General features: G+C 58.8%; 22 protein-coding genes. 16 read left to right on the top strand and 6 right to left on the bottom strand.

Features of this window, described 5'->3' with window-relative positions; all coding sequences use genetic code 11:
* Positions 1-13: 13 nt before the first annotated feature.
* Entirely contained in the window at positions 14-1,789 is a 1,776-nt protein-coding gene (gene gcl / locus JWU58_RS19685; RefSeq protein ID WP_123442826.1) for a glyoxylate carboligase, read from the bottom strand.
* 268 nt (positions 1,790-2,057) lie between these two features.
* Here gcl and JWU58_RS19680 point away from each other — a divergent pair, with 268 nt between their 5' ends.
* A complete protein-coding gene (locus tag JWU58_RS19680) occupies positions 2,058-2,498 on the top strand; it encodes a GlcG/HbpS family heme-binding protein (RefSeq protein WP_041479606.1) in 441 nt (146 codons plus the stop codon).
* A 212-nt stretch (positions 2,499-2,710) separates the two neighbouring features.
* Positions 2,711-3,169: an REP-associated tyrosine transposase gene (locus JWU58_RS19675; RefSeq protein WP_073472715.1), complete on the top strand. Its 459-nt coding sequence runs from the start codon at positions 2,711-2,713 to the stop codon at positions 3,167-3,169.
* Between the two features lie 102 nt (positions 3,170-3,271).
* Here JWU58_RS19675 and JWU58_RS19670 read toward each other — a convergent pair whose 3' ends face one another.
* Complete coding sequence (locus tag JWU58_RS19670) at positions 3,272-3,880, bottom strand: TetR/AcrR family transcriptional regulator (protein ID WP_041479604.1); 609 nt, start codon at positions 3,878-3,880, stop codon at positions 3,272-3,274.
* 135 nt (positions 3,881-4,015) lie between these two features.
* Here JWU58_RS19670 and JWU58_RS19665 point away from each other — a divergent pair, with 135 nt between their 5' ends.
* Positions 4,016-4,930 (top strand): DUF808 domain-containing protein, encoded by a 915-nt coding sequence (locus JWU58_RS19665; RefSeq protein ID WP_123442825.1) that lies wholly within the window; start codon positions 4,016-4,018, stop codon positions 4,928-4,930.
* Between the two features lie 127 nt (positions 4,931-5,057).
* On the opposite strand, the gene JWU58_RS19660 is transcribed toward JWU58_RS19665, so the two are convergent.
* Entirely contained in the window at positions 5,058-5,846 is a 789-nt protein-coding gene (locus JWU58_RS19660; RefSeq protein ID WP_024012144.1) for an MlaA family lipoprotein, read from the bottom strand.
* Positions 5,839-7,137, bottom strand: coding sequence for a serine protein kinase PrkA (locus JWU58_RS19655; RefSeq protein ID WP_024012145.1), 1,299 nt, complete (start codon positions 7,135-7,137; stop codon positions 5,839-5,841). The genes JWU58_RS19660 and JWU58_RS19655 overlap by 8 nt, the downstream gene beginning before the upstream one ends.
* Positions 7,138-7,361: 224 nt before the next feature.
* Here JWU58_RS19655 and JWU58_RS19650 point away from each other — a divergent pair, with 224 nt between their 5' ends.
* A complete protein-coding gene (locus JWU58_RS19650) occupies positions 7,362-7,730 on the top strand; it encodes a hypothetical protein (protein WP_136492218.1) in 369 nt (122 codons plus the stop codon).
* 94 nt (positions 7,731-7,824) lie between these two features.
* Here JWU58_RS19650 and JWU58_RS19645 read toward each other — a convergent pair whose 3' ends face one another.
* Entirely contained in the window at positions 7,825-9,420 is a 1,596-nt protein-coding gene (locus tag JWU58_RS19645) for a glycoside hydrolase family 17 protein (protein WP_206420829.1), read from the bottom strand.
* Positions 9,421-9,717: 297 nt separating this feature from the next.
* Here JWU58_RS19645 and JWU58_RS19640 point away from each other — a divergent pair, with 297 nt between their 5' ends.
* The 3 genes from JWU58_RS19640 (at position 9,718) to JWU58_RS19630 (ending at position 12,777) form a co-directional block, all read left to right on the top strand.
* The gene (locus JWU58_RS19640) at positions 9,718-10,569 is read left to right on the top strand and encodes a glycine betaine ABC transporter substrate-binding protein (RefSeq protein WP_041479599.1); all 852 of its coding nucleotides are present in this window, start codon (positions 9,718-9,720) and stop codon (positions 10,567-10,569) included.
* Between the two features lie 241 nt (positions 10,570-10,810).
* Complete coding sequence (locus JWU58_RS19635) at positions 10,811-11,122, top strand: DUF485 domain-containing protein (protein WP_016771016.1); 312 nt, start codon at positions 10,811-10,813, stop codon at positions 11,120-11,122.
* A complete protein-coding gene (locus JWU58_RS19630; protein ID WP_016771015.1) occupies positions 11,119-12,777 on the top strand; it encodes a cation acetate symporter in 1,659 nt (552 codons plus the stop codon). The genes JWU58_RS19635 and JWU58_RS19630 overlap by 4 nt, the downstream gene beginning before the upstream one ends.
* 993 nt (positions 12,778-13,770) lie before the next feature.
* Here JWU58_RS19630 and gltA read toward each other — a convergent pair.
* Entirely contained in the window at positions 13,771-15,060 is a 1,290-nt protein-coding gene (gene gltA, locus JWU58_RS19625) for a citrate synthase (protein ID WP_003222994.1), read from the bottom strand.
* Between the two features lie 362 nt (positions 15,061-15,422).
* Here gltA and sdhC point away from each other — a divergent pair, with 362 nt between their 5' ends.
* The 9 genes from sdhC to sucD all read left to right on the top strand — a co-directional run bounded on the left by sdhC (position 15,423) and on the right by sucD (position 26,783).
* Entirely contained in the window at positions 15,423-15,797 is a 375-nt protein-coding gene (gene sdhC, locus JWU58_RS19620; RefSeq protein ID WP_016773673.1) for a succinate dehydrogenase, cytochrome b556 subunit, read from the top strand.
* On the top strand, positions 15,791-16,159 hold the full coding sequence (gene sdhD / locus JWU58_RS19615) for a succinate dehydrogenase, hydrophobic membrane anchor protein (protein WP_008049683.1): 369 nt from the start codon (positions 15,791-15,793) through the stop codon (positions 16,157-16,159). The genes sdhC and sdhD overlap by 7 nt, the downstream gene beginning before the upstream one ends.
* A gap of 3 nt (positions 16,160-16,162) precedes the next feature.
* The gene (gene sdhA, locus JWU58_RS19610) at positions 16,163-17,935 is read left to right on the top strand and encodes a succinate dehydrogenase flavoprotein subunit (protein ID WP_024012149.1); all 1,773 of its coding nucleotides are present in this window, start codon (positions 16,163-16,165) and stop codon (positions 17,933-17,935) included.
* A gap of 11 nt (positions 17,936-17,946) precedes the next feature.
* The gene (locus JWU58_RS19605; RefSeq protein ID WP_016773675.1) at positions 17,947-18,651 is read left to right on the top strand and encodes a succinate dehydrogenase iron-sulfur subunit; all 705 of its coding nucleotides are present in this window, start codon (positions 17,947-17,949) and stop codon (positions 18,649-18,651) included.
* A gap of 251 nt (positions 18,652-18,902) precedes the next feature.
* The gene (locus JWU58_RS19600; RefSeq protein WP_041479560.1) at positions 18,903-21,734 is read left to right on the top strand and encodes a 2-oxoglutarate dehydrogenase E1 component; all 2,832 of its coding nucleotides are present in this window, start codon (positions 18,903-18,905) and stop codon (positions 21,732-21,734) included.
* 44 nt (positions 21,735-21,778) lie between these two features.
* Positions 21,779-23,005 carry a 2-oxoglutarate dehydrogenase complex dihydrolipoyllysine-residue succinyltransferase gene (gene odhB, locus JWU58_RS19595; protein WP_024012151.1) on the top strand — a complete coding sequence of 409 codons (1,227 nt, stop codon included), beginning with the start codon at positions 21,779-21,781 and terminating at the stop codon, positions 23,003-23,005.
* A 108-nt stretch (positions 23,006-23,113) separates the two neighbouring features.
* Positions 23,114-24,550: a dihydrolipoyl dehydrogenase gene (lpdA, locus tag JWU58_RS19590; protein ID WP_016773678.1), complete on the top strand. Its 1,437-nt coding sequence runs from the start codon at positions 23,114-23,116 to the stop codon at positions 24,548-24,550.
* A gap of 182 nt (positions 24,551-24,732) precedes the next feature.
* On the top strand, positions 24,733-25,899 hold the full coding sequence (sucC, locus tag JWU58_RS19585; protein WP_016773679.1) for an ADP-forming succinate--CoA ligase subunit beta: 1,167 nt from the start codon (positions 24,733-24,735) through the stop codon (positions 25,897-25,899).
* A complete protein-coding gene (gene sucD, locus JWU58_RS19580) occupies positions 25,899-26,783 on the top strand; it encodes a succinate--CoA ligase subunit alpha (protein ID WP_016773680.1) in 885 nt (294 codons plus the stop codon). Before sucC ends, sucD begins: the two co-directional genes overlap by 1 nt.
* Positions 26,784-26,978: the final 195 nt, after the last annotated feature.

Below are 26,978 nucleotides of genomic sequence, written 5' to 3'. Positions count from 1 at the left end.
CAGCAGTCAGCAGTTAGTCAAGCAACGAAATCGCCGTCGGCGCGTCATTGCCGACCAGTGCCAGGTCTTCGAACTCGTTGACCGCGTTGATCTCGGTACCCATGGAGATGTTGGTCACACGCTCCAGAATGATTTCGACGATCACCGGCACCTTGAACTCTTCGATCATCTGTTCGGCCTTGCGCAGCGCAGGGGCGATTTCCGACGGTTCGAACACACGCAGCGCCTTGCAGCCGAGACCCTCGGCGACTGCGATGTGGTCAACCCCGTAACCGTTGAGTTCCGGCGCGTTGAGGTTATCGAAGGACAGCTGCACGCAGTAGTCCATTTCGAACCCGCGCTGGGCTTGACGGATCAGGCCCAGGTACGAGTTGTTCACCACGACGTGGATGTACGGCAGTTTGAACTGAGCGCCGACCGCCAGTTCTTCGATCATGAACTGGAAATCATAGTCCCCCGACAGGGCCACGACTTTGCGGTTCGGATCGGCCTTCACCACGCCCAGCGCCGCCGGAATGGTCCAGCCCAACGGGCCGGCCTGACCGCAGTTGATCCAGTGACGCGGCTTGTAGACGTGCAGGAACTGCGCGCCGGCAATCTGCGACAGACCAATGGTGCTGACGTAGCAGGTGTTCTTGCCGAACACCTGGTTCATTTCTTCGTAAACGCGCTGCGGCTTGACCGGCACGTTGTCGAAGTGGGTCTTGCGATGCAGGCTGGCCTTGCGCTGCTGGCAATCCTGCAGCCAGGCGCTGCGGTTCTTCAGCTTGCCGGCGGCTTGCCATTCACGGGCGACTTCAATGAACACGGTCAGCGCTGCCGCGGCGTCGGAAACGATGCCCAGATCCGGCGTGAACACGCGGCCGATCTGCGTGCCTTCGATGTCGACGTGAATGAACTTGCGGCCTTCGGTGTAGACATCCACCGAACCGGTGTGGCGGTTGGCCCAACGGTTACCGATGCCCAGCACCACGTCGGATTTGAGCATCGTCGCGTTGCCGTAACGGTGCGAAGTCTGCAGACCGACCATGCCGACCATCAGCGGGTGATCGTCAGGGATGGTGCCCCAGCCCATCAGGGTCGGGATGACAGGGATGCCGGTCAGCTCGGCGAACTCGACCAGCAGATCGCTGGCGTCGGCGTTGATGATGCCACCACCTGCGACCAGCAATGGACGCTCGGCCTGATCCAGCAATGCCAACGCTTTCTCGACCTGCACGCGGGTTGCGGTAGGTTTGGCCAGTGGTAGCGGTTGGTAAGCGTCGATGTCGAATTCGATCTCGGCCATTTGCACGTCGAATGGCAGGTCGATCAGCACTGGGCCTGGACGGCCGGAGCGCATTTCATAAAAGGCTTTCTGGAACGCGTAAGGCACCTGACCCGGTTCCAGAACAGTGGTCGCCCACTTGGTCACTGGCTTGACGATGCTGGTGATGTCGACTGCCTGGAAGTCTTCTTTATGCATACGGGCGCGGGGTGCTTGCCCGGTGATGCAGAGGATTGGAATCGAGTCGGCCGAGGCGCTGTATAGCCCGGTGACCATGTCGGTACCGGCCGGGCCGGACGTGCCGATGCACACGCCGATGTTGCCGGCCTTGGTGCGGGTGTAGCCCTCGGCCATGTGCGAGGCGCCTTCAACGTGGCGAGCAAGGACGTGATCGATGCCACCGACCTTCTGCAAGGCGGAGTACAGCGGGTTGATCGCTGCGCCCGGGATGCCAAAAGCGGTATCAACCCCTTCACGGCGCATCACCAGAACGGCGGCTTCGATTGCTCTCATTTTGCTCATGGTTTTGTGCCTCTTTACGTTTTGTAATTGTATACAAGTGGCTTTGCGCAGAGTGTATTCACGGCGGACGGCGCAGGTCAATCCATTTTCTCAAGCGCCTGTTTCATTCGTCGGAAGCCCGCTGTGCTGTGGCTTTTCGTCGCATGTGGCGCTTTTCGAGAATTATTGTATACAAAAATATAACTCATTGTGTTCTATTTGTGTCACCGGGCTGCGGCACAAACGCGCAGTCCCACGACTTTCCCTATAACAAAATGAGGACGGCACCATGAGCGCTTTAACCTTGAAAGTCGCAGTCAACCTGGTCAGCGAAGCCATCAACGCAGGACGCGGCATCAACGCCGCACCGCTGACCATCGCGGTACTCGATAACGGCGGCCACCTGATCGCCCTGCAACGCGAAGACGGCGCCAGCCTGCTGCGCCCCGACATCGCCATCGGCAAAGCCTGGGGCGCCATCGCTCTGGGTAAAGGCTCACGCCTGCTCGCCCAGGACGCCCAACAACGCCCGGCGTTTTTTTCTTCGTTGAACAGCATGGGGCAGGGCAGCGTTGTGCCGGCACCGGGTGGCGTGTTGATTCGAAATCAGGCCGGTGAAGTGCTGGGCGCGATCGGGATCAGTGGGGATTTGTCGGATGTGGATGAGCAGGTGGCGATCAGAGCGGTGGAAGCGCTGGATTTGAGGGCGGATGGTGGGGTGGTTGGTTGAATGTCAGTGTCTGAATAACCGCTTTCGCGAGCAGGCTCGCTCCCACATTGAGTTTGGGTTGGACACAAAATGTTCGAGTGTTCGAAAGCCCCTGTGGGAGCGAGCCTGCTCGCGAATACGATCTGCGCTACACATCTTGCTAAAAGTCTGACGCTCTCTTCGCCATCTCCACGGCTAGCCTTTTCATGATCAACATATGAAAAGGCAACGGAATGCCGGGTTTATCTGCTTCACATCGCTTGCGCATCGGACGCTATTCAGAACACAACCGCATTTACCTTCTGACCGCCAATACCGCCGGGAGAGAACCCGTATTCAGCGATTTCTTCCTTGGCAGAATGCTTGTAAGCCAATTCCGGGCAGCTGAGGAAACGGGATTGGCCAATTCTCTGGCTTGGGTCGTAATGCCAGATCATTTTCACTGGCTGATTGAATTGAAGAGTGGCTCGCTCGGCGAATTGATGCAGCGAACCAAATCCCTCAGCACCAAAGCGGTAAAGCTTTCGACCGGCCGAAAGACCAGCCTTTGGCAACCTGGCTTCCATGACCGCGCACTGCGTAAAGAGGAGAATCTGGTGAAGATGGCGCGGTATGTCATTGCCAACCCATTGCGGGCAGGACTGGTCAAAAGCCTTGGCGACTATCCGTTGTGGGATTCGATCTGGTTATGAGTTGAGGTCTGCGGTGCGGCTATTCGCGAGCAGGCTCGCTCCCACAGGAGAATGCATTCCAAATGTGGGAGCGAGCCTGCTCGCGAAGCGGTTCCCCCGATCTCACCGATCCGGCTCACACCCTTTCAACACCAACCGGATAATCGTCTGCGCCGCCGCTTCATAATCGGCTTCATCAAGCTTGTCCTTCCCGGTCACCGCGGAAATCTGCCAGTCGAAGTCGGCGTAGGTCTGGGTCGCGGCCCAGATGCTGAACATCAGGTGGTTGGGGTCGATCGGGGCGATCTGGCCGCGGTCGATCCAGCTCTGGATGCAGGCGATGTTGTGCTTGGCCTGGGCGTTGAGCTGCTCGACCAGGTCGGCGCTCAGGTGCGGGGCGCCGTGCATGATTTCGCTGGCGAACACCTTGGAGGCGTAGGGCAGGTCGCGGGAGATGCGGATCTTCGAGCGGATGTAGCCGCTCAGCACCTCGCTCGGCACGCCGTCCGGGTTGAACGGGGTCGAGGCCTGCAGAATCGGCTCGATGATGCTTTCCAGCACCTCGCGATAGAGGTTTTCCTTGGATTTGAAGTAGTAGTAGACGTTGGGCTTGGGCAATCCCGCCTTGGCGGCGATGTCGCTGGTTTTGGTCGCCGCGAAGCCCTTGTCGGCAAACTCTTCGCTGGCGGCGCGCAGGATCAGTTCTTTGTTACGCTCGCGGATTGTGCTCATAAACCCGGTGGTTCCTTGCCTGTTCTGGCGGTGGCGCATGGTAGCACCGGCCTTGAGCGGCGCTCAACAATGCAGCCTGTGGCCGGCGGTCGCGTTATGCTTGGCAACATTCATACACAGAAGGAAACAGGATTCATGGCAGGAAGCAGTTTGCTGGTGCTGATCGATGACATCGCCACCGTTCTGGATGACGTTGCATTGATGACCAAGATGGCCGCGAAGAAGACCGCCGGTGTACTCGGTGATGATCTGGCGCTCAATGCCCAGCAGGTTTCGGGCGTGCGCGCCGAGCGGGAAATTCCCGTGGTCTGGGCGGTGGCCAAGGGCTCGTTCGTCAACAAGCTGATCCTTGTGCCGTCGGCATTGGCGATCAGCGCTTTCGTACCGTGGCTGGTGACACCACTGTTGATGGTCGGCGGCGCGTACCTGTGCTTCGAGGGTTTCGAGAAGCTCGCGCACAAATTTCTGCACAGCAAAGAGGAAGACGAGGCAGAGCACACGCAGTTGACCGAAGCAGTGGCCGATCCGGCGACCGATCTGGTGGCGTTCGAGAAGGACAAGATCAAAGGCGCAATCCGCACTGACTTCATTCTTTCGGCAGAAATCATCGCCATCACTCTCGGCACCGTGGCAGATGCCTCGCTGACGCAGCAAGTGGTGGTCATGTCCGGCATCGCCATCGTCATGACCGTGGGCGTTTATGGTTTGGTGGCTGGCATCGTCAAGCTCGACGATCTGGGGCTGTGGCTGACACAGAAGCCCGGGCAGATGGCGAAAAAGATCGGCGGCGGCATTCTCAGCGCCGCGCCGTACATGATGAAAACCCTGTCGGTGGTTGGCACGGCAGCGATGTTCCTGGTCGGCGGTGGCATCCTGACCCATGGCGTGCCGGTGCTGCATCACTGGATCGAAGGTGTTGGCGCAGCGGCAGGGAGCGCCGGGTTCGCCGTGCCGATGCTGCTCAATGGTGTTGCGGGGATTATTGCTGGCGCGGTGGTGTTGGCGGTGGTTTCGGTCGTAGGCAAGCTCTGGAAAGCGCTGAAGGGTTAATCAGCAACACATAACAAATGTGGGAGCGAGCCTGCTCGCGAATGCGGTAGCCCAGTCAATATTGATAGAGACTGGTACTCCGCGTTCGCGAGCAGGCTCGCTCCCACAGTGTTTTCCGGCAGCCGATTTACTCGGCGATCTGCAACTTGCGCGCTTCGGTATACACGTACCGCACTTTCTCGTACTCGAACGGCGAGTTCATCTGACCATAGCGGAAGCTGGTCTGGTAGCGCTTGTCGATCGCACGCAAAGCCCAGACTTCCGGGTGGTTGGAGCTGACTTCGGCGACGTTGAGGAAGTTGATCGCAGTGTCGGCGGTGTAATCCACGGCCAGACCTGCGGTGTCGCGGATGTTCGACGGGCCGAAGATCGGCAGTACGAAGTAGGCACCGCCCGGTACGCCGTAGAAACCCAGGGTCTGACCGAAGTCTTCGTTCTGGCGTGGCAGGCCCATGGCGGTGGCCGGGTCCCACAGGCCGGCTATGCCGATCGTGGTGTTGAGCAGCAGGCGCGCGGTGGTTTCCATCGAGCGCTGGCCCTTGAACTGCAACAGGCTGTTGACCAGGTTCGGCACGTCACCAATGTTGTTGAAGAAGTTGCTCACCCCGGTACGCACAAAGCTTGGCGTGATGTAGCGATAGCCATCGACTACCGGCAGGAACACCCACTGGTCGAAGCGATAGTTGAAGTGGTAGACCCGGCGGTTCCACGATTCCAGCGGGTCATAGACGTTCAGCGCGTTGAGCGTCGAACGTTCGAACTCGCGCTGGTCCAGGCCCGGGTTGAACTTGAGTTTGGTCAGCGGTTCCTTGAAGCCGTCGCTGTCGACCACTACCGGGGCATCGGCTTTACTGTTGTCGGCCTGGGCCACGCCTGCACAGAGGAACGCTGCAATCAGCAGGAGATATTTAGCCACGGAAGAACTCCAGCATGGCGTCGCTGTTGACGCGATAGTTAAGGTTGCCGCAGTGGCCGCCCAGTGGATAAACGGTCAGGCGATCACCGAAGGTTTTACGCAGAAAGCCCAGGTCGCCAGGGCCGAGGATGACGTCGTCGGCGTTGTGCATGACGGCGATTTTCGGGCTGTCGTGCAGGTAATCCTTGAGCGCATACAGGCTGACCTGATCGATCAGTTGCAGCAGGCTGCCGCCGTCAGTGCGCGCGCGCCACATCGGAATGACCTGCTCGGTGATGTAGCAGTCGAAATCGCATTGCAGCGCACGCTTGAGGAACGGCGTGAGGCTGGTGCCTTCGGTGATCGGGAATTTCGGCGGGGTAATCAGACCGCGACGGTTGACTAGGTCCGAGGTGTAGGCAATGTCGGCTGCCGAGAAGCGGAACGACGTGCCAATCAGCATGGCCATCTGTTCGTTGGTCAGGTGCTGCTTGGACTGCTGGAAGTCATACAGCAGCGCATCGTTGAGGTCGATGTAGCCTTTCTGCTGGAAGTAGCGGGTCAGCTTGGTCAGTACCAGCTCATAGAAGGTGGTGCTGTTGTTGATGCCTTTCACCTCGGTCTGTACCAGCTTGTCGAGGTTGGTCACCGAGGTATAGAGGTTCACCGGCGGGTTCAGCAACAGGACTTTCTTGAAATTGAAACTGCGGCGGGTCTCGTCCAGATGCGCGACGAACGCGGCATCAAGGGCGCCGAGGCTGTAACCGGTCAGATAGTACTCGGTGACCGGCAGTTTCGGGTTCTGCGCCCGCACGGCCTGCATCACCCGATACATGTCTTCGGCATCTTCCTTGGTCACGCCCGGGGTGGCGAAACGCGAGGCGGCGCTGATGAAGTCGAAGCTGGTCGGCGACGACAACTGCACGACATGGTAGCCGGCCTTGTAATACAGCTTTTTCAGGTATTCGTTGAGCGTGCTGTCAAAGCGCGCACCGGTGCCGGCGATCAGGAAGATCAGCGGCGCCGGTTTGTCCTGCGTGGCGATGCGGTAAGTGAGCTTCTTCACTGCCCAGAAATTGTCCGGCAGCTGGAATTCACGCTCCGGGCGCAGGGTGAGGCTGCGGTCCGTTTGATTGATGTCGTCGTCCAGCGGCAACTCCGGACGCAGATCCGGCGGTGTCGTGGCGATCGTCGCCTCGAACGGGTTGGTCAGCGGGTAGCCATAGCTGGCGGCGTCGATATCCACCGCCAGCGCGGACGCACTCAAGATAAGGCCGCTGAACAGCGCGGCGAAGCGCAAGGAACGGAGCATGACTAGATCCCTTAGAGGAAGGTGCCGATTGAAGTTCGCAGGCTATGACCACCGGCCGTGCGCCAAAGTGCCATGCTGCGGCACCAAACAGGCGGAATTCGGGGTAATAGTAGCTGGACGATACACGTTGCGAGGGCTTGCTGAACAGTTAACAGTTGTTAGTGCTTGCGAATGCCGGTCGGCAGATTAAGCTGGCCGCCGATTTCCGCAGATTGGAGTGCCCCATGTCCCGCCGCTTGCCCGTGATTGTGCTGCTTGTTTTGTTGCCGCTGTGGCTGGCCGCCAGTTATGCCGCGCGCTATGGCTTCATGGAAGACGGGCAGTGGGTGGGCATCTGCGTCGACGAGGCCAGTCGTTGGCAATGCCTGGTGCGTTCGAATCTGGGGCTGATGATTCATTTCAAGGTGTTGGGCTGGGCGGCGGTGGCCACCGCGGTATTGGCATTTGTCGTGCCGGGACGGGCAGGGTGGTCGCTGGCGGTGCTGGCGCTGGTGTTCGGCCTGCCGGCGCTGGCGTTGTACAACACTACATTAGCGGTGTTTGCGGTGGTGATTGCCGGGTTGCGCCTGGTCAGATCCTCACGCAGCGAGTGACAGAAGAGATCGCAGCCTTCGGCAGCTCCTACAGTTGCATGCCGTACACCTGTAGGAGCTGCCGAAGGCTGCGATCTTTTGATCTTGCTCTTGCTCAGCCTCTGCGAACCCGCAGGCAGCGCCACAACGCCACCACCATCAGTCCACTGACCAGCGCCCAACCCCACGCCTGCTGATTTAGCAGCCCTTCCTGATATAACTGCGGTGCAATCCCGGCGCCGATGATAAAGGTCAGCAGAGCAATTTCCCGACGCGGCACGCTCACCGGGCGGCACAGGTAGACCAGCGCCGGCAGGACGAACGCCATGCTTGCGAAACTGCGATAACGCGGATCGAAGACCATCTCCAGCATCATCACCGCCGCGGCAAAACCGGCCGCCACGACCAGCCAGCCTGCGCGCCGCTCGAGGAAGTCGAATGCGCCTGCCCGCCAACCGTTACGCGCGCTCAACGTCAACGTCGCATGCGCGAGAACCAACAGATTCAACCCGGTCAGCAGTCCGACCCACAGCCATTCACCGGCAAATCGTGTGGTCAATCGAGCCAGATCGCCCCAGGCGCCAATCGAGCACGCTGCGACCACGCCCAGCAGTGGCAGCAAAAGCGCCGAACGTGTGCTGCGCACGCGTCCACCAAGCATCAGCGTGCCAAGGAAAATCAATCCGCCTACCGCCAGCCATTCTTTCCAGTACGGCACGTTGCTCACCGGCCCGGCGAGTACACCCTTGTCCTGTCGATCGGCATCGAACAGCCCCCAATAGCCGCCGACCGCGCCTTCACTGCCGCGCTTCCACGGTTGGTCGAAGGCTTCGATCAGGTTGTAACGCCAGCCTTCCTGCTCGGCCATCGCCACGAAACCACGAATGAATTTTGCCTCGTTGACCCGGCTCGGTACGGCTGTTTCACGCTGACGGCCTTCGCTCGGCCAGCCGGTTTCGCCAATCATCACGTCTTTCGGAGCGAATTTGTTGCCGAACACCTGGCGCACATCCGCCACATGCCGCAGCGCCACGTCGATGTTCGATGGATCGTCTTCCCAGTACGGCAGCAGGTGAATGGTCAGAAAGTCCACGGCCGGGGCGATTTCCGGATGCTTGAGCCAGAATTCCCAGACGTCGGCGTAGGTCACCGGTTGCTTGACCTGGCTTTTGACCTTGCTGATCAGCCGGGCCAGTTGCGCGCCGGTGACCTCTTTGCGCAGCAGTGCCTCGTTGCCGACGATTACGGCTGTGACCACGTCGGGGTTGGCATTGGCCGATTTGATCAGCAGCTCGACTTCCTGCTCGGTGTCGACCGGGTTGCTGTTGACCCAGGCGCCGATCATCAACTTCAGACCGTGCTTGCGCGCCAGATCGGGCAGGGCGTCGAGCCCGGTCATCGAGTAGGTGCGGATACACTCGAAGCGCGTCGCCAGCAGTGCGAGGTCGGCGTCCATGCGCTCGGGGCGCAATTTGAACGGCACGTCGAACGGCGATTGGTCTTTGTCGAACGGTGTGTAGGAGGCGCATTGCAACTTGTGCGTCGGCGTCGCGGCGTCCGGCAGGATCACCGGTTGGCCGAGGCCATACCAAAAACCGCCAAGGGCCAGGAGCCCGAGCAGGCAGGCGAACAGATAAGGCAGAAAAGGAAATCGGGACGTCGCGGACATGGTCAGGCCGAGTGGCTGCAAAGCGACGCATGTTACCTGCATTTATACAAGGGCAGGTGGCTCGCAGGCGTTGTACATGCAAAGTTCGGGCGGATTGTCTGGCGTCAATTAATCGCGTTTGATTAATGGCTTTCTGATGTCGTTTCTCGCTGCCTTGAGGTCGCTGACAGAGCAGGTCGCCGGCCGCTTGAGGTTGATGATCAAACCATCAGTACCCTTTTTGAAAAATCGGCTGATGTTCGGTGTGTGAGGTCCGGCGTGATGGGGGCGCTGAGCACCATAACAATACGTTGACGATGCCCGGCATCCGTCGGGCGCAGCATTTCGGGGAAGTAAACGATGAAGATGCGACGACTTTTAGGCGCAGGTGCCGCTCTGGCGCTTGCGATGAGTTCCACTTTCGCCAACGCTGAAAAACAGACCCTGAACATCGGTTACGTTGACGGCTGGTCCGACAGCGTCGCAACCACTCACGTGGCGGCCGAAGTGATCAAACAGAAACTCGGTTATGACGTGAAGCTGCAGGCCGTCGCCACCGGGATCATGTGGCAGGGCGTGGCCACCGGCAAACTCGATGCGATGCTCTCGGCCTGGCTGCCCGTGACCCACGGTGACTATTGGACGAAAAACAAGGATCAGGTCGTCGATTACGGCCCGAACTTCAAGGACGCGAAAATCGGCCTGATCGTGCCGGAGTACGTCAAAGCCAAATCGATCGAAGACCTGAAAACCGACGACACCTTCAAAAACCGTATTGTCGGCATCGACGCCGGTTCAGGCGTAATGCTCAAGACCGATCAGGCGATCAAGGATTACGGTCTGGACAAGTACAGCCTCAAGGCCAGTTCCGGCGCCGGCATGATTGCCGAGCTGACCCGCGCCGAGAAGAAGAACGAATCCATCGCTGTCACCGGTTGGGTGCCGCACTGGATGTTCGCCAAGTGGAAACTGCGCTTCCTCGACGACCCGAAAGGCGTGTATGGCCAGGCTGAAACCGTGAACAGCATCGGCAGCAAAGGCCTGGACGCCAAGGCGCCGGAAGTGGCCAAGTTCCTGAAAAACTTCCAGTGGGCGTCGAAAGACGAAATCGGCGAGGTCATGCTGGCAATTCAGGACGGCGCCAAGCCTGATGCAGCGGCCAAGGACTGGGTGGCCAAACACCCGGATCGTGTAGCTGACTGGACCAAATAATTTAAACACCGCCACACCCCTGTGGGAGCGAGCCTGCTCGCGAATGCAATCTGTCAGTTGATGCGATATCGACTGATACGATGCCTTCGCGAGCAGGCTCGCTCCCACAGTTGTTTTTGTGTGTGCTTGAAAATGGCCAGAACATCATGGCCATCTACTACTAAGGTCGTCTGGATCCTCTCTCGCAGCCGCATACATTAGCTACGTTCCAACAATAATTTGTGCTGCGAGGATAAAAACAATGAACGACAGCATTTACCTCTCGATTCAAAACAGTCCCCGATTCAAGGAGCTGGTTCAGAAAAGGGAACGATTCGCCTGGATTCTCTCGGCAATCATGCTTGGGCTGTACTCCGCATTCATCCTGCTGATCGCATACGGGCCGCACGTGCTCGGGGCGAAACTCAGTCCTGAATCCTCGATCACCTGGGGCATCCCGATCGGCGTCGGCCTGATCATTTCAGCCTTCGTCCTGACCGGCATCTACGTGCGCCGCGCCAATGGCGAGTTCGACGACCTGAACAATGCGATTCTCAAGGAGGCTCAGCAATGATCCGGCGTCTACTGGCTCTATTGAGTGTTGCGGCTTTCGCGCCGAGTGTCTGGGCGGCTGACGCGTTGACGGGGGAGGTGGCCAAACAGCCGCTGAACATCCCGGCGATCCTGATGTTCGTGGCATTCGTCGGCGCGACGTTGTACATCACCTACTGGGCTTCGAAGAAAAACAATTCGGCCGCCGATTATTATGCGGCGGGCGGCAAGATCACCGGTTTCCAGAACGGCCTGGCGATTGCCGGCGACTACATGTCGGCGGCGTCCTTCCTGGGTATTTCCGCGCTGGTGTTCACCTCCGGCTACGATGGCCTGATCTACTCGATCGGCTTCCTCGTGGGCTGGCCGATCATTCTGTTCCTGATCGCCGAGCGCCTGCGCAACCTGGGTAAATACACCTTTGCCGACGTGGCGTCCTACCGCCTCGGGCAAACCCAGATTCGCACCCTGTCCGCCTGCGGCTCGCTGGTGGTGGTGGCGTTCTACCTGATCGCGCAAATGGTCGGTGCCGGCAAGCTGATCCAGCTGCTGTTCGGCCTCGATTACCACGTTGCGGTGATTCTGGTCGGCGTGCTGATGTGCATGTACGTGCTGTTCGGCGGCATGCTCGCGACCACTTGGGTGCAGATCATCAAGGCAGTGTTGCTGCTGTCCGGTGCCTCGTTCATGGCGCTGATGGTGATGAAGCACGTGGGCTTCGACTTCAACACGCTGTTCTCCGAAGCGATCAAGGTGCACGCCAAGGGCGAAGCGATCATGAGCCCGGGCGGTCTGGTCAAGGATCCGATCTCGGCGTTCTCGCTGGGTCTGGCACTGATGTTCGGTACCGCTGGCCTGCCACACATTCTGATGCGCTTCTTCACCGTGAGTGACGCAAAAGAAGCGCGCAAGAGCGTGCTGTACGCTACCGGCTTCATTGGCTACTTCTACATCCTGACCTTCATCATCGGCTTCGGCGCGATCCTGCTGGTCAGCACCAACCCGGCCTTCAAAGATGCAGCGGGCGCCTTGCTCGGCGGCAACAACATGGCGGCGGTGCACCTGGCCAACGCGGTGGGCGGCAGCATCTTCCTTGGCTTCATCTCGGCAGTGGCGTTCGCAACCATTCTGGCGGTGGTAGCCGGTCTGACGCTGGCGGGTGCTTCGGCGGTTTCTCACGACCTGTACGCCAGTGTGATCAAGAAGGGCAAAGCCAACGAGAAGGATGAGATTCGCGTATCGAAGATCACCACTATCGCCCTGGCGGTGCTGGCGATTGGTCTGGGCATTCTGTTCGAAAGCCAGAACATCGCGTTCATGGTCGGCCTGGCGTTCTCCATCGCGGCGAGCTGCAACTTCCCGGTACTGCTGCTTTCGATGTACTGGAAGAAGCTGACCACTCGCGGCGCGATGATCGGCGGCTGGCTGGGTCTGGTGAGTGCTGTTGGTCTGATGATCCTCGGCCCGACCATCTGGGTGCAGATTCTGCATCACGAGAAGGCGATCTTCCCTTACGAATATCCGGCGCTGTTCTCGATGATGATTGCCTTTATCGGGATCTGGTTCTTCTCGATTACCGACAAGTCGGCGGCTGCGGACAATGAGCGGGCGCTGTTCTTCCCGCAGTTTGTGCGTTCGCAGACCGGGTTGGGGGCGAGTGGGGCGGTTTCGCACTAAGAGATCAGTTGTAAGCTGCAAGCTGCAAGCTTCAAGAAAACGCCCTGATTGAGAGATTGGGGCGTTTTTTTGTGGGCGGTTATCGGTTGGTTTTGGGTGTATATCCGTTTTTTGAGGTGATGCGGCTGGCGGTTTCGCCTGACGGCGACTCACTTTTTTTACAAACGCCTAAAAAAAGTAAGCAAAAAAACGCTTGCTCCTACGTTCGGCCCTCGCAGGCTCGGGTTCCTTCGCTGCGGAATCGATCCGGGCGCAGCGGCTCCGGTTTGCTTCGCTGCACCTCCTTCCGCTGTGTCTGGCTGCGCCAGACGGTCGCTATGCTCCCACCCCCGGATCAATCCCTCCACTCAGCCTTCCGACGTCGCCCGTAGATCAAAAGCACTCGAGCTTGCGCTCATTGTTGAGTGGTGCGGCTTCGCCGCGGGCAGCTGCGCTGCTTTGCTTTCTGTGGGAGCGAGCTTGCTCGCGAAGGCGGCCTGACAGCCGACCTGGTCTTGAGCTAGCACGCAATCTAACTGGAGCTGCCGAAGGCTGCGATCTTTTGATCTGGCTTTTGCTTTTGCTGTGGCTTTTGATCCGGCTCTTGATCTTTTGCCCCTTCGGCAGGCTTCGTTACGGGACCGATCCGGGTGTGGGAGCGCAGCGACCGTACGACGCAGTCGTACACAGCGGAAGGAGGTGCAGCGAAGCAAACCGTAGCCGCTGCGCCCGGATCGGTCCCGTAACGAAGGAACCCCGAGCTTTAGCGAGCGGGCCGTACGCCGGGGCAAAGCCTTTTGGGTTACCTTTTTGCTGGGCCGGCACTCCGGCGTCTGAAAAAGGTGACTCGCTGTAAGAGCGAAACCGCCAGCGGCAGCACCCGCAGCAACGGATATGCCCCGAGAATCCAAGAACCAGTCGGCCCGAAGGCCGCTGAGACCACAAACAAAAACGGCCTCTATATAAGAGGCCGTTCCTGACACACCACTAAACCATTACAAAAAAGAAAAAACCTTATTTGCGATCTTCCAGCTTGGTGATGTCACGCGACTCGTAACCGGTGTACAGCTGGCGCGGGCGGCCAATCTTGTACGGGCTCGAGAGCATTTCCTTCCAGTGCGAAATCCAGCCGACAGTACGTGCCAGGGCGAAAATCACCGTGAACATGCTGGTTGGAATGCCGATCGCCTTGAGGATGATCCCCGAGTAGAAGTCGACGTTCGGGTACAGCGAGCGCTCGATGAAGTACGGGTCGGTCAGGGCGATCTCTTCCAGGCGCATGGCCAGTTCGAGTTGCGGATCGTTGTTGATGCCCAGTTCCTTCAGCACTTCGTCGCAGGTCTGCTTCATGACAGTCGCGCGAGGGTCGCGGTTCTTGTAGACGCGGTGACCGAAGCCCATCAACTTGAACGGATCGTTCTTGTCCTTGGCCTTGGCGATGAACTTGTCGATGTTCGACACATCGCCAATCTCGTCGAGCATGGTCAGCACGGCTTCGTTCGCACCGCCGTGGGCAGGGCCCCACAGTGCGGCGATACCGGCGGCGATACAGGCGAACGGGTTGGCACCCGAAGAACCGGCCAGGCGCACGGTGGAGGTCGAAGCGTTCTGCTCGTGGTCGGCGTGGAGGATGAAGATCCGGTCCATGGCCTTGGCGAGTACCGGGCTGATCGGTTTGATCTCGCACGGGGTGTTGAACATCATGTGCAGGAAGTTTTCCGCGTACGTCAGGTCGTTGCGCGGGTACATCATGGGTTGGCCCATGGAGTACTTGTAGACCATCGCTGCCAGGGTCGGCATCTTCGCAACCAGACGGATCGCGGAGATTTCGCGATGCTGCGGGTTATTGATGTCCAGGGAGTCGTGGTAGAAGGCCGAGAGGGCGCCGACTACACCGCACATGACGGCCATCGGGTGGGCGTCGCGACGGAAACCGTTGAAGAAGGTTTTCAGCTGCTCGTGAACCATGGTGTGGTTTTTCACGGTGCTGACGAACTGGGCCTTCTGTTCTGCGGTCGGCAGTTCGCCGTTGAGCAGCAGGTAGCAGGTTTCCAGGTAGTCCGACTTTTCAGCCAGCTGTTCGATCGGGTAGCCGCGGTGCAACAAAATGCCGTTGTCGCCGTCGATATAGGTGATTTTCGATTCGCACGAAGCGGTCGACATGAAACCCGGGTCGAAAGTGAAGCGGCCCGTGGCCGTCAGGCCCCGAACATCGATTACATCGGGACCAACGGTGCCGGTTAAAATGGGCAGCTCGACGGGGGCTGCGCCCTCGATGATCAACTGCGCTTTTTTGTCAGCCATGTGGCCTCCTATTTATGCTTGAACCATCAGACAGACCCCCCACGCAGGGCCCGCACCACTATAGTGAGATAAATTCGAATGTCAATTTGCCTAAAGTCTTGCTCCAGAAGGCTTTAAGCCGACTTTTTCCTCGAAATTGCCTGCCATTTACGCCTTTTATGCAACTTGTGCAATCCGCTATTGGGGGTAGGTGAACGCGTTGTCATTAGTAGCCTAACTGTCTATACTCGGCCACCGACCGCCAAGGGCTTTTGGGCTTGCTTTCATTGGGGGTCGCATCCCTGGGTGGTGGTTACCTGACCAGTGCACTCCCCAACAACTTTGCCCTGATTGTTAGGGGCTCTTCAGTGTGAAAAAAAGCCGTGAAAAGCCAACGACCTGTAAACCTAGACCTAAGGACCATCAAACTCCCAGTCACTGCTTACACGTCCATTCTTCACCGTATCTCCGGTGTCATCCTCTTCGTGTGCCTTGCCATCATGCTTTATGCATTGGACAAGTCGCTGAGCTCCGAGGAAGGCTTCGGTCAGGTGAAAGCGTGTCTGACCAGTCCGCTAGCCAAGCTAGTGATTTGGGGCATCCTGTCCGCTCTGCTGTATCACCTGGTAGCCGGTGTGCGCCACTTGATCATGGACATGGGCATCGGTGAGACGCTGGAAGGCGGCAAACTGGGCTCGAAAATCGTTATCGCCGTTTCCGTGGTGGTAATCGTTCTGGCAGGAGTCTGGATATGGTAACTAACGTCACTAACCTGTCGCGTTCGGGCCTCTATGACTGGATGGCACAGCGTGTGTCTGCGGTCGTTCTCGCGGCTTACTTCATCTTTCTGATCGGATACATCGTCGCCAATCCTGGCCTCGAGTATGCCCAGTGGCATGAACTGTTCGCTCACAACGGAATGCGTATTTTCAGCCTGCTGGCCCTTGTTGCTCTGGGCGCTCACGCCTGGGTCGGCATGTGGACCATCGCGACCGACTACCTGACGCCAATGGCGTTCGGCAAGTCCGCAACGGCGATACGTTTCCTTTTCCAGGCAGTATGCGGCGTTGCGATGTTCGCTTACTTCGTCTGGGGTGTGCAGATTCTCTGGGGTATCTGATTCATGGCTAACATTCCAACGATTTCTTTCGACGCCATCATTATTGGTGGTGGCGGTGCCGGCATGCGCGCTGCGCTGCAGCTGGCACAGGGCGGCCACAAGACTGCGGTGATCACCAAGGTTTTCCCGACCCGTTCGCACACTGTGTCCGCGCAGGGCGGCATCACGTGCGCCATCGCTTCCGCCGACCCGAACGATGACTGGCGCTGGCACATGTACGATACCGTCAAGGGTTCCGACTACATCGGTGACCAGGACGCTATCGAATACATGTGTCAGGAAGGCCCGGCCGCTGTTTTCGAGCTGGACCACATGGGTCTGCCGTTCTCGCGTACCGAGCAAGGCCGCATCTACCAGCGTCCGTTCGGTGGCCAGTCCAAGGACTATGGCAAGGGCGGTCAGGCTGCACGTACCTGCGCTGCGTCCGACCGTACCGGTCACGCGCTGCTGCACACGCTTTATCAGGGTAACCTGAAAGCCGGCACCACGTTCCTCAACGAGTACTACGCTGTTGATCTGGTGAAAAACCAGGAAGGCGAATTCGTTGGTGTGATCGCGATCTGCATCGAAACCGGCGAAACCTCCTACATCCGTGCCAAGGCCACCGTTCTGGCCACTGGCGGTGCAGGCCGTATCTACGCGTCCACCACCAACGCCCTGATCAACACCGGTGACGGCGTCGGCATGGCTCTGCGTGCTGGCGTGCCGGTACAAGACATCGAAATGTGGCAGTTCCACCCGACCGGCATCGCCGGCGCCGGTGTACTGGTTACCGAAGGTTGCCGTGGTGAAGGTGGTTACCTGATCAACAAGCACGGCGAGCGTTTCATGGAGCGTTATGCTCCGAACGCGAAAGACCTTGCAGGTCGTGACGTGGTTGCCCGTTCGATGGTCAAGGAAATCATCGCCGGCAACGGTTGCGGTCCGAATGGCGACCACGTAATGCTCAAACTCGACCACCTGGGCGAGGAAGTGCTGCACAGCCGTCTGCCAGGCATCTGCGAACTGTCGAAGACTTTCGCCCACGTTGACCCGGTTGTTGCTCCGGTTCCGGTTGTGCCGACCTGCCACTACATGATGGGCGGCGTTGCCACCAACATTCATGGCCAGGCGATCACCCAGAACGCCGAAGGTCAGGACCAGATCATTCCTGGCCTGTTCGCGGTAGGCGAAGTGGCTTGCGTATCGGTTCACGGTGCGAACCGTCTGGGCGGCAACTCGCTGCTCGACCTGGTGGTCTTCGGTCGCGCTGCCGGCCTGCACCTGGAAAAGGCGTTGACCGATGGCATCGAATACGACGACGCTACCGAGTCCGACATCGAAGCTGCACTGTCGCGTCTGAACGCGCTGAATAACCGTACCGACGGTGAAGACGTTGCCACCCTGCGTCGCGAGCTGCAAAGCTGCATGCAGAACTACTTCGGTGTATTCCGTACCGGCGAATACATGCAGAAGGGCATCGCTCAGCTGGCCGATCTGCGCAAGCGTATCGCCAACGTGAAGATCAACGACAAGTCGCAAGCGTTCAACACTGCACGTATCGAAGCGCTGGAACTGCAGAACCTGCTGGAAGTGGCTGAAGCTACCGCCATCGCGGCCGAAGTACGTAAAGAGTCTCGCGGCGCTCACGCCCGTGAAGACTTCGAAGACCGTGATGACGAAAACTGGCTGTGCCACACCCTGTACTTCCCGGGTGACAAGCGCGTCACCAAGCGTGCCGTGAACTTCTCGCCGAAGACTGTTCCGACTTTCGAACCTAAAGTCCGGACTTATTAAGGGTGACCGCCATGTTGCAAGTCAGTGTTTATCGCTACAACCCTGATCAGGACGCTGCGCCGTTCATGCAGGATTTCCAGGTCGATACCGGTGGTAAAGACCTGATGGTGCTGGACGTGCTGGCCCTGATCAAAGAGCAGGACGAAGGTTTCTCCTATCGTCGCTCCTGCCGTGAAGGCGTCTGCGGCTCCGACGGCATGAACATCAACGGCAAGAACGGTCTGGCCTGCATCACGCCGCTGTCTGCCGTTGTAAAAGGCAACAAACTGATCGTTCGTCCGCTGCCAGGTTTGCCGGTTATCCGTGACCTGGTCGTCGATATGAGCATCTTCTACAAGCAATACGAGAAGGTGAAGCCTTACCTGCAGAACGACACGCCGGCTCCGGCCATCGAGCGTCTGCAGTCGCCAGAAGAGCGCGAAAAGCTCGACGGTCTGTACGAGTGCATCCTGTGCGCCTGCTGCTCGACCTCTTGCCCGTCCTTCTGGTGGAACCCGGACAAGTTCCTGGGTCCTGCTGCGCTGCTGCAAGCCTACCGCTTCCTGGCAGACAGCCGCGACACCAAGACCAGCGAGCGTCTGGCTTCACTTGACGACCCGTTCAGCGTTTTCCGCTGCCGGGGCATCATGAACTGCGTCAACGTATGTCCGAAAGGCCTGAACCCGACTAAGGCCATCGGTCACATCCGTAACATGCTGCTTTCGAGCGGCGTGTGATTCAGCTGCTGTAACCGTTGCACCGTAGAGGCTGTGGCGCGGGCTTCAACCCGCGTCATGGCTATAACCAGAGCAGTAGCCATAAGCTGCAGCTCTTCTTTTGAAGAAATGAGACAAGCAGGGGCATCCGGGCTGGTACCCGGACTATCAGTGTGATCCTAGGTGGCTTGTTTTAGTCGCTGCATTCGGACTTCTGCAAGTTTGCTCGGTGTCGACACCGATGGTGTTCCCCTAACCGAGGGTGACCAAGCATGCAAGAAAGCGTGATGCAGCGCATGTGGAACAGCGCCTACCTTTCAGGTGGAAACGCTGCCTATGTGGAAGAGCTTTATGAGCTCTACCTGCACGACCCTAACGCTGTGCCAGAAGAGTGGCGCACCTACTTTCAGAAGTTGCCAGCCGACGGCAACTCTGCCACTGATGTTTCGCACTCGACGATTCGCGATCATTTCGTGCTGCTGGCAAAGAACCAGCGCCGCGCCCAACCGGTTTCCGCCGGCAGCGTGAGCAGTGAGCACGAGAAGAAGCAAGTTGAAGTGCTGCGATTGATCCAGGCCTACCGTATGCGTGGCCACCAGGCAGCCCAGCTTGACCCGCTGGGGCTGTGGCAGCGTCCTGCACCTGCAGACCTGTCGATCAATCATTACGGCTTGACCAATGCCGATCTTGATACGACCTTCCGTGCCGGCGACCTGTTCATCGGCAAAGAGGAAGCGAGCCTACGCGAAATTCACGAAGCGTTGCAGCAGACATATTGCCGCACCATCGGCGCTGAATTCACGCACATCACCGATTCCGAGCAGCGCCAGTGGTTCCAGCAGCGTCTGGAAAGCGTACGTGGCCGTCCGACGTACTCCGCCGACATCAAGAGCCACCTGCTTGAGCGCGTGACTGCCGGTGAAGGCCTGGAAAAATACCTGGGCACCAAATACCCGGGCACCAAGCGTTTCGGTCTGGAAGGTGGCGAAAGCCTGATTCCGATGCTCGACGAACTGATCCAGCGTTCCGGCTCGTACGGCACCAAGGAAGTCGTCATCGGCATGGCCCACCGTGGCCGTCTGAACGTGCTGGTCAACACCTTCGGCAAGAACCCGCGCGAGCTGTTCGACGAGTTCGAAGGCAAGAAGAAGGTCGAGCTCGGTTCCGGTGACGTCAAATACCACCAGGGCTTCTCGTCCAACGTGATGACCACCGGCGGTGAAGTTCACCTGGCCATGGCGTTCAACCCGTCCCACCTGGAAATCGTTTCCCCGGTGGTCGAAGGTTCGGTGCGCGCCCGTCAGGACCGTCGCAACGACCTGACCGGTGAGAAGGTACTGCCGATCTCCATCCACGGTGACGCGGCATTTGCCGGTCAGGGCGTGGTCATGGAAACCTTCCAGATGTCGCAGACCCGCGGTTTCAAGACCGGCGGTACCGTGCACATCGTGATCAACAACCAGGTCGGTTTCACCATCAGCAACCCGCTGGACTCGCGCTCCACCGAGTACGCCACCGACGTTGCCAAGATGATCCAGGCGCCGATCCTCCATGTGAATGGTGATGATCCGGAAGCCGTGCTGTTCGTGACCCAACTGGCCATCGACTACCGCATGCAGTTCAAGCGTGACGTGGTGATCGATCTGGTCTGCTACCGTCGTCGCGGCCACAACGAGGCCGACGAGCCGAGCGGCACCCAGCCCCTGATGTATCAGCAGATCACCAAGCAGCGCACCACCCGTGAGCTGTACGCTGATCGCCTGACCCAGGCCGGTGTGCTCGACGCTGAACGTGTTCAGGCCAAGGTCGACGAATACCGCAACGCGCTGGACAACGGTCTGCACGTGGTGAAATCGCTGGTCAAAGAGCCGAACAAAGAGCTGTTCGTCGACTGGCGTCCGTACCTGGGCCACGCCTGGACTGCGCGTCACGACACGCGTTTCGATCTCAAGACCCTGCAAGAACTGTCCGCCAAGCTGCTGGAAATTCCGGAAGGCTTCGTCGTTCAGCGTCAGGTCGCGAAGATCTACGAAGACCGTCAGAAGATGCAAGCCGGCGGCCTGCCGATCAACTGGGGTTACGCCGAAACCATGGCGTACGCGACCCTGGCGTTCGAAGGTCACCCGATTCGCATGACTGGTCAGGACATCGGCCGCGGTACGTTCTCGCACCGTCACGCTGTGTTGCACAACCAGAAAGACGCGGGCACCTACATTCCGCTGCAGAACCTGTACGACGGTCAGCCACGTTTCGACCTGTACGACTCGTTCCTCTCGGAAGAAGCGGTACTGGCATTCGAATACGGTTACTCGACCACCACGCCAAACGCGCTGGTGATCTGGGAAGCCCAGTTCGGCGACTTCGCCAACGGTGCTCAGGTCGTGATCGACCAGTTCATCACCAGCGGCGAGCACAAGTGGGGCCGTCTCTGCGGTCTGACCATGCTGCTGCCACACGGTTACGAAGGTCAGGGCCCTGAGCACAGCTCGGCTCGTCTTGAGCGTTACCTGCAGCTGTGCGCCGAGCACAACATTCAGGTGTGCATGCCGACCACGCCAGCGCAGATCTACCACTTGCTGCGTCGTCAGGTGATCCGTCCGCTGCGCAAGCCGCTGGTCGTGCTGACGCCGAAGTCGCTGCTGCGCCACAAGCTGGCCATCTCGACGCTGGAAGATCTGGCCGAAGGTTCGTTCCAGACCGTGATCCCGGAAATCGACGCACTGGACCCGAAAAAGGTCGAGCGCGTGGTTCTGTGCAGCGGCAAGGTCTACTACGACCTGCTGGAAAAACGCCGTGCCGAAGGCCGCGAAGATATCGCCATCGTGCGTATCGAGCAGCTGTATCCGTTCCCTGAGGATGACTTGAAAGAAGTCCTGGCTCCATACACCAACGTCAAACACGCCGTTTGGTGTCAGGAAGAGCCGATGAACCAGGGTGCCTGGTACTGCAGCCAGCATCACTTGCGTCGCAGCATCGCCAACCTCGACAAGACTCTCGTACTTGAGTACGCGGGCCGTGAGGCTTCGGCTGCGCCAGCTTGTGGTTACGCATCGATGCACGCCGAGCAGCAGGAAAAACTGCTGCAAGATGCTTTCACTGTTTAACGCCTTCGCGCTGACTGAAACCGAATTTTAAGGACCCACAGATAATGGCTATCGAAATCAAAGCCCCGTCATTCCCGGAATCGGTTGCCGATGGCACCGTTGCCACCTGGCACAAGAAACCAGGTGAGGCCGTCAAGCGTGACGACCTGATCGTCGACATCGAAACCGACAAAGTCGTGCTCGAAGTGTTGGCTGAAGCAGACGGCGTGCTGGGCGCAATCGTTGCCGAAGAGGGCGCTACCGTTCTGTCGAACCAGGTTCTGGGCTCGATCGAAGAGGGCGGCGCTGCTGCTGCCGCTCCTGCCGCCGCTGCTGCTCCGGCTGCTACTGCCGCTGCCGCACCAGCTGCTGCCGATGGCGAAGATGACCCGATCGCAGCTCCTGCCGCTCGCAAGCTGGCTGAAGAGAACGGCATCAACATCGCTTCCGTTGCCGGCACCGGCAAGGGCGGTCGTGTGACCAAGGAAGACGTGGTAGCAGCAGTTGCTGCGAAGAAAGCCGCTCCGGCTGCCGCGCCTGCCAAGGCTGCTGCTCCTTCGGCTGCTGCGCCTGTGTTCGCTGCTGGCGACCGCATCGAGAAGCGCGTACCGATGACCCGCGTACGTGCCACCGTGGCCAAGCGTCTGGTTGAAGCCCAGTCGAACATGGCGATGCTGACCACGTTCAACGAAGTCGACATGACCGAAGTCATGGCCCTGCGTTCGAAGTACAAGGACCTGTTCGAGAAGTCCCACAACGGCGTACGCCTGGGCTTCATGTCGTTCTTCGTGAAAGCGGCCACCGAAGCGCTGAAACGCTTCCCGGCTGTCAACGCGTCGATCGACGGCGGCGACATCGTTTACCACGGCTATGCGGACATCGGCGTTGCCGTTTCCAGCGACCGTGGCCTGGTGGTACCGGTTCTGCGTAACGCCGAGCTGATGAGCCTGGCTGAAATCGAAGGCGGCATCGCAACATTTGGCAAGAAAGCCCGTGACGGCAAACTGTCGATGGACGAGATGACCGGTGGTACCTTCACCATCACCAACGGTGGTACCTTCGGTTCGATGATGTCGACACCGATCGTCAACCCGCCGCAGGCAGCGATTCTGGGCATGCACAACATCATCCAGCGTCCGATGGCCATCAACGGTCAGGTCGTGATCCGTCCGATGATGTACCTGGCTCTGTCCTACGATCACCGTCTGATCGATGGCAAAGAAGCTGTGACCTTCCTGGTGACCATCAAGAACCTGCTGGAAGATCCGGCTCGTCTGTTGCTGGATATCTAAAAAGCAGCTGCAAGCTTTCAGCTACAAGCCTCAAGCTCAAGGCGAGCGGGTGGGCTTGCAGCTTGAAGCTTGCGGCTTGTAGCTTTATTGCTAAAGAGGATTTTTTGAATGTCGCAGAAATTTGACGTAGTAGTGATCGGTGCCGGCCCTGGTGGCTATGTAGCGGCCATCAAGGCTGCTCAGTTGGGCCTGACCACTGCCTGCATCGAGAAGTACACCGACGCAGAGGGCAAGCAAGCCCTGGGCGGTACCTGCCTGAACGTGGGTTGCATCCCTTCCAAGGCGCTGCTCGACAGCTCGTGGAAATACAAGGAAGCCAAAGAGAGCTTCAACGTTCACGGTATCTCGACCGGCGAAGTCAAAATGGACGTCGCTGCGATGGTTGGCCGCAAGGCTGGCATCGTCAAGAACCTGACTGGCGGCGTTGCCACCCTGTTCAAGGCCAACGGCGTTACTTCGATCCAGGGCCACGGCAAGCTGCTGGCCGGCAAGAAAGTCGAAGTCACCAAGCCGGACGGTTCGGTTGAAGTCATCGAAGCGGAAAACGTCATCCTCGCGCCAGGTTCGCGTCCGATCGACATTCCACCGGCTCCGGTTGACCAGAAAGTCATCGTCGATTCGACTGGCGCTCTGGAGTTCCAGTCCGTACCTAAACGTCTGGGCGTGATCGGCGCTGGCGTGATCGGTCTGGAGCTGGGTTCGGTATGGTCGCGTCTGGGTGCAGAAGTGACTGTTCTCGAAGCGCTGGACACTTTCCTGATGGCAGCGGACACCGCTGTTTCCAAGGAAGCGCTGAAAACCCTGACCAAACAGGGTCTGGACATCAAGCTGGGCGCTCGCGTTACCGGTTCGAAAGTCAACGGCGAAGAAGTCGTCGTCAACTACACCGATGCCAACGGCGAACAGACCATCACTTTCGACAAGCTGATCGTAGCCGTTGGTCGCCGTCCGGTGACCACTGATCTGCTGTCTGCCGACTGCGGCGTGGAAATCGACGAGCGCGGTTTCATCGCGGTCGATGACCATTGCGTCACAGCTGTACCGGGCGTCTTCGCCATCGGTGACGTGGTTCGCGGCATGATGCTGGCCCACAAGGCGTCCGAAGAAGGCATCATGGTTGTCGAGCGCATCAAGGGCCACAAGGCTCAGATGAACTATGATTTGATCCCTTCGGTTATTTATACTCACCCGGAAATCGCGTGGGTTGGCAAAACCGAGCAGGCGCTGAAGGCCGAAGGCGTTGAAGTCAACGTCGGCACCTTCCCGTTCGCCGCTTCCGGCCGTGCCATGGCTGCCAACGATACCGGTGGTTTCGTCAAGGTCATCGCCGATGCCAAGACCGACCGCGTATTGGGCGTGCACGTGATTGGCCCGAGCGCTGCAGAACTGGTTCAGCAGGGCGCGATCGGTATGGAATTCGGCACCAGCGCTGAAGACCTGGGCATGATGGTTTTCTCCCATCCGACCCTGTCTGAAGCCTTGCACGAAGCTGCTCTGGCAGTGAATGGCGGCGCCATTCACATTGCCAACCGCAAGAAGCGTTAAGACATAATAAGAAACCACGGCGGTAGCGGCCCGTCGTGAGCCTTGCGAGCAAGACTCACCGCGGAATGTCCGCCGGACGCAGTCTTGCGTAGCCCAGCTACGCAAGCAGCAGTCACAGGTGGCGCGGCACTCAAACGAGCGCAGCGCCGAATGCGCAGTACCTAACGAAGACGGTAAAAAGCATGAATCTTCACGAGTATCAGGGTAAGCAGCTGTTCGCTGAATACGGCCTGCCAGTTTCCACTGGTTATGCAGTAGACACCCCGGAAGCAGCAGCAGAAGCTTGCGACAAGATCGGCGGCAACGAGTGGGTCGTCAAAGCCCAGGTTCACGCCGGTGGTCGCGGTAAAGCGGGCGGCGTAAAGCTGGTTCGCAGCAAAGAAGACGCCAAAGCCTTCGCACAGCAGTGGCTGGGCAAGCGTCTGGTGACTTACCAGACTGACGCCAATGGCCAGCCAGTCACCAAGATCCTGGTTGAATCGTGCACTGATATCGCTAAAGAGCTGTACCTGGGCGCTGTCGTTGACCGTTCGAGCCGTCGCATCGTGTTCATGGCTTCCACCGAAGGTGGCGTGGACATCGAGAAAATCGCTCACGACACTCCAGAAAAAATTCTCAAGGCCACTATCGATCCACTGGTTGGCGCTCAGCCATCCCAGGGTCGCGAGCTGGCATTCCAGCTGGGTCTGGAAGGCAAGCAGGTCACTCAGTTCGCCAAGATCTTCGTAGGTCTGGCCAAGCTGTTCAAAGACCACGACCTGGCTCTGCTGGAAGTGAACCCGCTGGTGATCAAGGCTGACGGCGATCTGCACTGCCTCGACGCGAAGATCAACATCGACGCCAACGCCATGTATCGTCAGCCCAAGCTGAAGGCTTTCCACGATCCGTCGCAGGACGATCCGCGCGAAGCGCACGCTGCCAAGTTCGAACTGAACTACGTAGCCCTGGAAGGCAACATCGGCTGCATGGTCAACGGTGCCGGTCTGGCCATGGGTACCATGGACATCGTCAACCTGCATGGCGGCAAGCCAGCCAACTTCCTCGACGTAGGTGGTGGCGCTACCAAGGAACGCGTTACTGAAGCGTTCAAGATCATCCTGTCCGACCAGAACGTCGCGGCAGTACTGGTCAACATCTTCGGCGGCATCGTTCGCTGCGACATGATTGCCGAAGGCATCATCGGCGCTGTGAAAGAAGTCGGCGTGAAAATCCCGGTTGTTGTTCGCCTTGAAGGCAACAACGCTGAGCTGGGCGCTAAAGTACTGGCAGAAAGCGGTTTGAACATCATCGCTGCAACCAGCCTGACCGACGCTGCTCAACAAGTTGTCAAAGCTGCGGAGGGCAAATAATGAGCGTCCTGATCAATAAAGACACCAAAGTTATCTGCCAGGGTATTACCGGTTCGCAAGGTAGTTTCCACACCCAGCAAGCCATTGAATACGGCACCAAGATGGTTGGCGGCGTAACTCCGGGCAAAGGCGGCACCGAGCACCTGGGTCTGCCAGTGTTCAACACCGTTAAAGACGCAGTAGCTGCCACCGGCGCTACCGCCAGCGTGATCTACGTTCCGGCTCCGTTCTGCAAGGACTCGATCCTGGAAGCGGCATTCGGCGGCATCAAGCTGATCGTCTGCATCACCGAAGGCATTCCTACCCTGGACATGCTGGACGCCAAAGTTAAGTGCGACGAGCTGGGCGTAGTCCTGATCGGCCCTAACTGCCCAGGCGTGATCACCCCAGGCGAATGCAAGATCGGCATCATGCCAGGTCACATTCACTTGCCAGGCAAGGTCGGTATCGTTTCGCGTTCCGGCACCCTGACCTACGAAGCTGTGAAGCAGACCACTGACGCCGGTTTCGGTCAGTCGACTTGCGTCGGCATCGGCGGTGACCCGATCCCGGGTTCGAACTTCATCGACATCCTGAAGCTGTTCCAGGAAGACCCGAAGACCGAGGCGATCGTGATGATCGGCGAGATCGGCGGTTCGGCTGAAGAAGAAGCGGCTGCCTACATCAAGGCTAACGTGACCAAGCCGGTTGTTTCCTACATCGCTGGTGTGACTGCTCCTCCGGGCAAGCGCATGGGCCATGCTGGCGCAATCATCTCTGGCGGCAAAGGCACTGCAGACGAGAAATTCGCTGCGCTGCAAGACGCAGGCGTAAAAACCGTGCGTTCGCTGGCAGACATCGGCAAGGCCCTGGCCGAGCTGACTGGCTGGGAAGTGAAGAAGTAAGCTTCGGCTGACTTTTTAGCTCCAGCAGCAAAGGCCACCTTCGGGTGGCCTTTGTCGTTTCAGAGCAGCGGCAAGCTTCAAGCGGCTAGCTGCAAGATAGAAGCTTGCAGCTTGAAACTTGTAGCTTGCAGCTGCTTTTCTTATGTAAACGCGACACGGAAACGTCGCGTATCGGATAGTTCGCCCTCCAACAGT

Origin of the sequence: Pseudomonas atacamensis (genome assembly GCF_017167965.1) — a bacterium.
Classification (GTDB): domain Bacteria; phylum Pseudomonadota; class Gammaproteobacteria; order Pseudomonadales; family Pseudomonadaceae; genus Aquipseudomonas; species Aquipseudomonas atacamensis.
This window is presented reverse-complemented; position numbering and strand designations above follow the sequence as displayed.

Coding starts and splice junctions, on each gene's coding strand:
- sucD (WP_016773680.1), top strand. CDS start 25,899: ATGAGCGTCCTGATCAATAAAGACACCAAAGTTATCTGCCAGGGTATT.
- gltA (WP_003222994.1), bottom strand. CDS start 15,060: ATGGCTGACAAAAAAGCGCAGTTGATCATCGAGGGCGCAGCCCCCGTC.
- JWU58_RS19680 (WP_041479606.1), top strand. CDS start 2,058: ATGAGCGCTTTAACCTTGAAAGTCGCAGTCAACCTGGTCAGCGAAGCC.
- lpdA (WP_016773678.1), top strand. CDS start 23,114: ATGTCGCAGAAATTTGACGTAGTAGTGATCGGTGCCGGCCCTGGTGGC.
- JWU58_RS19600 (WP_041479560.1), top strand. CDS start 18,903: ATGCAAGAAAGCGTGATGCAGCGCATGTGGAACAGCGCCTACCTTTCA.
- gcl (WP_123442826.1), bottom strand. CDS start 1,789: ATGAGCAAAATGAGAGCAATCGAAGCCGCCGTTCTGGTGATGCGCCGT.
- odhB (WP_024012151.1), top strand. CDS start 21,779: ATGGCTATCGAAATCAAAGCCCCGTCATTCCCGGAATCGGTTGCCGAT.
- JWU58_RS19650 (WP_136492218.1), top strand. CDS start 7,362: ATGTCCCGCCGCTTGCCCGTGATTGTGCTGCTTGTTTTGTTGCCGCTG.
- JWU58_RS19665 (WP_123442825.1), top strand. CDS start 4,016: ATGGCAGGAAGCAGTTTGCTGGTGCTGATCGATGACATCGCCACCGTT.
- JWU58_RS19645 (WP_206420829.1), bottom strand. CDS start 9,420: ATGCAGGTAACATGCGTCGCTTTGCAGCCACTCGGCCTGACCATGTCC.
- JWU58_RS19605 (WP_016773675.1), top strand. CDS start 17,947: ATGTTGCAAGTCAGTGTTTATCGCTACAACCCTGATCAGGACGCTGCG.
- sdhD (WP_008049683.1), top strand. CDS start 15,791: ATGGTAACTAACGTCACTAACCTGTCGCGTTCGGGCCTCTATGACTGG.
- sdhA (WP_024012149.1), top strand. CDS start 16,163: ATGGCTAACATTCCAACGATTTCTTTCGACGCCATCATTATTGGTGGT.
- JWU58_RS19670 (WP_041479604.1), bottom strand. CDS start 3,880: ATGAGCACAATCCGCGAGCGTAACAAAGAACTGATCCTGCGCGCCGCC.
- JWU58_RS19675 (WP_073472715.1), top strand. CDS start 2,711: ATGCCGGGTTTATCTGCTTCACATCGCTTGCGCATCGGACGCTATTCA.
- JWU58_RS19635 (WP_016771016.1), top strand. CDS start 10,811: ATGAACGACAGCATTTACCTCTCGATTCAAAACAGTCCCCGATTCAAG.
- JWU58_RS19630 (WP_016771015.1), top strand. CDS start 11,119: ATGATCCGGCGTCTACTGGCTCTATTGAGTGTTGCGGCTTTCGCGCCG.
- sucC (WP_016773679.1), top strand. CDS start 24,733: ATGAATCTTCACGAGTATCAGGGTAAGCAGCTGTTCGCTGAATACGGC.
- JWU58_RS19655 (WP_024012145.1), bottom strand. CDS start 7,137: ATGCTCCGTTCCTTGCGCTTCGCCGCGCTGTTCAGCGGCCTTATCTTG.
- JWU58_RS19640 (WP_041479599.1), top strand. CDS start 9,718: ATGAAGATGCGACGACTTTTAGGCGCAGGTGCCGCTCTGGCGCTTGCG.